3 protein-coding genes are annotated in these 6,261 nt (G+C 71.7%); 2 read left to right on the forward strand and 1 reads right to left on the reverse strand.

The features are described from left to right. Positions 1-49: 49 nt before the first annotated feature. Positions 50-1,063 carry a LacI family DNA-binding transcriptional regulator gene (locus tag ABGB21_RS27625; protein WP_347654699.1) on the reverse strand — a complete coding sequence of 338 codons (1,014 nt, stop codon included), beginning with the start codon at positions 1,061-1,063 and terminating at the stop codon, positions 50-52. 333 nt (positions 1,064-1,396) lie between these two features. Here ABGB21_RS27625 and ABGB21_RS27630 point away from each other — a divergent pair, with 333 nt between their 5' ends. Beyond that, the gene (locus ABGB21_RS27630; protein WP_347680257.1) at positions 1,397-3,976 is read left to right on the forward strand and encodes a glycoside hydrolase family 2 protein; all 2,580 of its coding nucleotides are present in this window, start codon (positions 1,397-1,399) and stop codon (positions 3,974-3,976) included. Between the two features lie 80 nt (positions 3,977-4,056). Continuing rightward, positions 4,057-6,048: a cellulase family glycosylhydrolase gene (locus ABGB21_RS27635; protein WP_347680259.1), complete on the forward strand. Its 1,992-nt coding sequence runs from the start codon at positions 4,057-4,059 to the stop codon at positions 6,046-6,048. The last annotated feature ends 213 nt before the right edge of the window (positions 6,049-6,261 follow it).

Here is a 6,261-nt window from a genome sequence, read left to right on the forward strand (position 1 = left end):
CGGTCACCCGCCGTAGGCGACGCCCGGGCGTCCCGTCGTGCCCCGGTGGTCAGCGGGGCGGCGCGGTGCTGCCGCGCGGGATGAGGTGGGCCGTCTCGTCCTGGTAGTCGCCGGTCGGCTGGCCGGAGATCGCGGCGAGCAGGCGGTTGGCGGCGTGTGCCCCGTACGCCGGGATGTCCCGGCTGAGTGCGGTCAGCGGCGGGTGCACCAGTCGGCACAGCGGCGAGTCGTCCCAGGCGACGATGGAGACGTCGGCCGGTACGGCCAGCCCCATCTCCTGGGCGACGGCGAGCCCGGCGATCGCCATCACGTCGTTGTCGTACACGATCGCGGTCGGCCGGTCGGCGGAGCTGAGCAGTCGGCGGGTGGCCCGGGCCCCCTCCTCGCCGCTGTAGTCGGAGGAGAGGGTGAGCGTACGGTCGAGGCCGAGCCGTCCGCAGAGGGTGCGGAACGCCTCGGTGCGGATCTCGGTGTGCAGCAGGTCGGGGAGGCCGCCGACCCGGGCGATCCGGCGGTGCCCGAGCGCGACCAGGTATTCGATCGCCTCGGTGAGCGCCGCCGCGTCGTCGGACCAGACGTGCGGGAGCCCACTGCCGTGGTTGGGGCCGCCGATCACCACCGCCGGCAGGTGGAGGTCCTCCAGCACCGGGACCCGTCGGTCGTCGGTGCGCAGGTCGCAGACCAGGACGCCGTCCACCCGCCGTTCGCCCCACCAGCGCCGGTAGACGGCGATCTCGGCGTCGGGGCTGTCGACGACCTGGAGGGTGAGCGCGTACGACCGGGCGGAGAGTTCCGCCTCGACACCGCTGATCAGTTCCATGAAGAACGGTTCGATGCCGAGGATGCGGGCGGGGCGGCAGAGCGCGAGCCCGACCGCGTTCGCGGTGGCGCCGGAGAGGGCCCGGGCCGCGCTGTTCGGGTTGAAGCCGATCTCCTGGGCGATGGCGAGGATGCGTTGCCGGGTGGCCTCGGAGACGCCCGGCTGGCCGTTCAACGCGTACGAGACGGCGCCCTTGGAGACGCCGGCCCGGCGGGCCACGTCGGCGATTGTCGGCCGCTTCACCCGGCGCTCCTTCGGTTGTGTGGCCGTGGCCGGCGGTGGTCGCGGGCGGTTGTTGGTCGCGGGCGGTCATTGGTCGCGGGCGGTCATTGGTCGCGGGCGTCGGCCGGTGTCCGCCGGGTCCGGGCCGACGACGGACAACTTTTCCGGTTAAGGATAGCGACCCGCCAATCTTGGCGGCAGCCTGCCGGCGCTGCGGTTCCGGCCCCGGTCGGGCGCCCGTTGACAGGGTGCGGGGCCGGCCGTACGGTGACGTTACTTATCCGGTTCAGTCGACGCTTGTCAATATCCTAGGGTAACGACGCCCACCTGACGCGACCCCGAGTTGAGGTGCTTGTGACGTCCTGGCAGAGCCTGCACGACGGTTGGTTCCTGAGCGCGGTGCCCGGACCGGAGATCCCGGAAGCGGTCGCCGAGGTCCGGATCCCGGCCACCGTGCCGGGGTGTGTGCACACCGACCTGCTCGCCGCCGGACTGATCCCGGATCCCTACCTCGACGACAACGAGCGGACACTCGCCTGGATCGGCCGGACCGACTGGCGCTACGAGACGACCTTCGCCTGGGCCGGCGACCCGGACGACGACGCCCGGGTCGAGCTGGTCTGCGCCGGCCTGGACACCGTGGCCACGATCACCCTCAACGACGTCGAGGTCGGCCGGACCGCCAACATGCACCGCGGCTACCGGTTCGACGTACGACCACTGCTGCGGGTCGGTGCCGACAACGTGCTGCGGGTCCGCTTCGACTCCGCCTACCGCTACGCCGAACAGTGGCGGGACCGGCTCGGTGACCGGCCGAACGCGTACCCGGAACCGTTCCACTTCATCCGCAAGATGGCCTGCAACTTCGGCTGGGACTGGGGACCGACCCTGGTCACCGCCGGCATCTGGCAGGAGATCGGGCTGCGTACCTGGCGGGTCGCCCGACTCGCCGAGGTCCGTCCACTGGTGACGGTCGCCACCGACCGGCAGGACCGGGAGGGCCGGGTCGAGGTACACGTCGAGATCGACCGCGCCGGCGACGCCATCCCGACCGACCACACCACCGTCCCGGCGGGCGGGGACGACACCCCGGGTGACGGGGACAACGGCCCGGCGGAGGACGTGGTCGACGGCTCGGTCGACGGTGCGCCGGTCACCGTCCGGGCCACCGTCGCCGGCGAGACCGTCGAGGCGGTGCTGCCACCCGGCCAGCGCGGCATCGACCTGACCCTCACCGTCGCCGACCCGGAGCTGTGGTGGCCCCGGGGGTACGGGGACCAGCCGCGTTATCCGCTGGAGGTGACCCTGCACGCCGGCGGCGCGCAGCTGGACACCTGGCAGCGGCGGATCGGCTTCCGGTCGGTCCGGGTCGACACGACCCCGGACGAGCACGGCACGCCGTTCACCCTGGTCGTCAACGATCGTCCGATTTTCGCCCGGGGCGTGAACTGGATCCCGGACGACTGTTTCCCGACCCGGGTCACCCGGGCCCGCTACGCCCAACGGTTCGACCAGGCGGTCGCGGCGAACGTCAACTTCCTGCGGGTCTGGGGCGGCGGCCGGTACGAGTCGGAGGACTTCTACGACCTCGCCGACTCCCACGGCCTGCTCGTCGCCCAGGACTTCCTCTTCGCCTGCGCCGCCTACCCGGAGGAGGAGCCGTTCGCCTCCGAGGTACGCGCCGAGGCGGCCGAGCAGGTGGTCCGGCTGGCCAGCCATCCGAGTCTGGTGGCCTGGTTCGGCAACAACGAGAACATCTGGGGCTGGCACGACTGGGACTGGCAGGAGCCGCTCGCCGGCCGCAGCTGGGGCGCCGGCTACTACTTCGAGCTGCTGCCCGGCATCGTCGCCGAACTGGACCCGACCCGACCGTACTGGCCGGGCAGCCCGTGGTCCGGCAGCCCCGACCGGCACCCGAACGACCCGGCGCACGGCACCACCCACATCTGGGACGTCTGGAACCAGGTCGACTACCTGCACTACCGCGACTACCGGCCCCGGTTCGTCGCCGAGTTCGGCTACCAGGGGCCGGCGACGTACGCCACGCTGCGGCGGGCGATCGGCGACGGCGAGCTGGCGGCGGACTCGGTGGCGATGGCGCACCGGCAGAAGGCCGGGGACGGCGACCTGAAACTGGCCCGGGGACTCGCCGCCCATCTGCCGGAGCCGCGCGACTTCGACGACTGGCACTACCTGACCCAGGTCAACCAGGCCCGGGCGATCAGCGTCGGGGTCGAGCACCTGCGGTCGCTGCGGCCGATCTGCATGGGCAGCGTGGTCTGGCAGCTCAACGACTGCTGGCCGGTCACCTCGTGGGCGGCGGTCGACGGCGACGGCCGGCGTAAACCCCTCTGGTACGCGCTGCGCCACTCGTACGCCGACCGGCTGCTCACCGTGCAGCCCCGGGACGGCAAACCGACGCTTGTCGCGGTCAACGACGGCGGCACCCCGTGGACGGGCCGGGTCGAGGTGACCCGGCTGACCCTGGCCGGCGAACCGAGGGCGAAGACGTCGATCGAGCTGGACGTGCCGGCGTACTCCTCGGCGAGCTGGCCGCTGCCGGCGGACCTGGCCCGGCCCGACGATCCGCGCGCCGAGCTGCTGCTCGCCGATCCCGGCGGCACCGCCGAGCGTGCCTTCTGGTTCTTCGCGGAGGACCGCGAGCTGGCCTACCCACAGGCCGAGTACGACACCACGGTCGAGCAGACCCCCGACGGGGTACGGGTCCGGGTCACCGCCCGGACGGTGCTGCGTGACCTGGTGCTCGCCCCGGACCGGCTCGATCCGGCGGCGGTGGTCGACGAGGCGCTGGTCACGTTGCTTCCCGGGGAGTCGACCACGTTCACCGTGCGGTCACGGCAGCGGCTGGATCCGGCCGCGTTGACCGCCCGGCCGGTGCTGCGCTGCGTCAACGACCTGGTGGCGCGCGAGTAGCGCACGCCGCGGCGGTCGTGGTGGCGGCGGGCACCGGACCTCGTTCCGGCACCGCTGATCTGCGGAAGGACCACCACCCGATGAAACGCCGTGTCACCCTGCTGCTGGCCGTCGCCGGGCTGCTGCTCACCGCCCAGCCGGCCCCGTCCCTGGCCGCCCCGACGCCCGACTCCACCACCACTACCGCCGCCGGGTTTGTTGTCCGGAAGGGCGACCAGCTGTACCTGGACGGCAAGCGGTTCCGGTTCGCCGGGACCAACAACTACTACCTGATGTACAAGTCCCGGACGATGGTCGACGACGTTGTCGCCGACGCGCGGGCGGCCGGCTTCACCGTGCTGCGGCACTGGGGATTCCTCGACATCGGCACCCCGGGCGGCACGGACTCGGTCGCCGGCCCGGCCGACGGGGTCTACTTCCAGTACTGGGACGGTGAGAAGCCGGCCTACCACGACGGACCGGACGGTCTGGAACGGCTCGACTATGTGCTCTTCGCCGCCCGGCAGGCCGGGATCAAGCTGGTCATCCCGCTGACCAACAACTGGCGGGACTTCGGCGGCATGGACCAGTACGTCCGCTGGCGCGGCGGGCAGTACCACGACGAGTTCTACACCGACCCGGTGATCCGGGGCTGGTACCGGGACTGGATCTCGCACGTACTCAACCGGACCAACACCCTGACCGGGGTGAAATACAAGGACGACCCGACGGTGATGACCTGGGAACTCGGCAACGAGCCCCGGTGCAAGGGTTCCGGGGTCTATCCGACGTCACCGGACTGCACGACGGAGACCCTGACCGCCTGGGCCGACGAGATGACCCGGCACATCAAGTCGATCGACCGCAGGCACCTGGCCAGCGTCGGTGACGAGGGCTTCTACTGCGACGACCCGGCAAGCGCGGACTGGACGACCAACTGTGGCGAGGGCGTCGACTCGCTGGCCCTGACCCGGCTGCCGGCGGTCGACGTGGTGTCGTACCACCTCTATCCCGACCACTGGGGCAAGGACGCGACCTGGGGCGCCGAGTGGATCAAGCGACACAACCGGGACGCGCGGCGGCTCGGCAAGCCGGTGCTGCTCGGCGAGTTCGGCTGGCACGACAAAGCCACCCGCAACCCGGTCTTCCAACGCTGGACGGACGCCTTCACCGGCACCGGCGGCAGCGGCTTCCTGTACTGGATCCTCTCCGGCGTGCAGGACGACGGTTCGCCCTATCCGGACTACGACGGCTTCACCGTCTACTGCCCGAGCCCGGTCTGCACCACGATCAGCAACGCGGGCGAGGAGATCCGGCACGGGCAGCGGTCCCGGCCGCCGGTCGCCGACCACGACAGCGCGGTCACCGAAACCGGTACGCCGGTCACCCTCACCCCGGCCGGCAACGACATCGCGTACCGGACACAGGTCCGGCCGGCCAGCATCGACCTGGACCCGAGCATCGCCGGGCAGCAGGTGAACGCTGTTGTTACCGGGGGTGGCTTCACGCTCGACCCGGTGACCGGGACCGTCGCCTTCACCCCGGACGAGGGTTTCCAGGGCCGGGCCACCGCCGCCTACACCATCCGTGACCAGGCCGGTTGTACCTCCAATGTGGCAGAGCTGGTGGTGACGGTGAAGCCGGCCGCCGGCGACCCGATCCTGCTCGCCTCCTGGGAGACCGGGGTGGAGGGCTGGGCACCCGGCGACTGGCAGGCCGACGCCGGCACACTCAGCCAGACCACCGAGTACGCCACCCAGGGCGCCGCCGGGCTGCGGGTCGCCGCCACCGGCGGTGGCTGGTTCGGGGTGACCCTGCCGGAGCCGGTGGACCTGTCGGCGAAGGCGACGCTCCGCTACGACCTGCGGGCCGGAGCGGGCGGCACCTCCAGTGCGATCGCGGTGCAGACCGGTGCCGGCTGGGCGTGGTGCCAGTCGACGTTCGGCTGGGTGCCGGAGAACACCGAGACGACGGTGGTGGTCGACCTGCTCAGCGAAATGTCCTGTGACGGGGCGGCGCTGGCCGACGTACGGGTGATCTGGCTCTGGGGCAGCCCCGGTACGCACGACGTCGACCACCTGCGCGCCGAGTGACCTGACCGGGTTTGCAGGTACGGGCTCCCGCCGGGGTGGCCGGTGGGAGCCCGTACACGGTGTCGGGACGGAGCCAGATGACACGACGCGGCCGACCCGAGCATGATCACCTTGATCATCAGGACGTCATCGCGGTGCGACGCCGGGGCGTGACCATTGCGCGGTGGGGCGGCCGTCGAGACGCCACGGGTGCCCGGTGACCCGCGGCCAGCC

Source organism: Plantactinospora sp. B24E8, assembly GCF_039871735.1.
Taxonomy (GTDB): Bacteria; Actinomycetota; Actinomycetes; order Mycobacteriales; family Micromonosporaceae; genus Plantactinospora.

Excerpts from the sequence above, each read along its gene's own strand:
- ABGB21_RS27635 (WP_347680259.1), top strand. The coding sequence starts at position 4,057 with ATGAAACGCCGTGTCACCCTGCTGCTGGCCGTCGCCGGGCTGCTGCTC.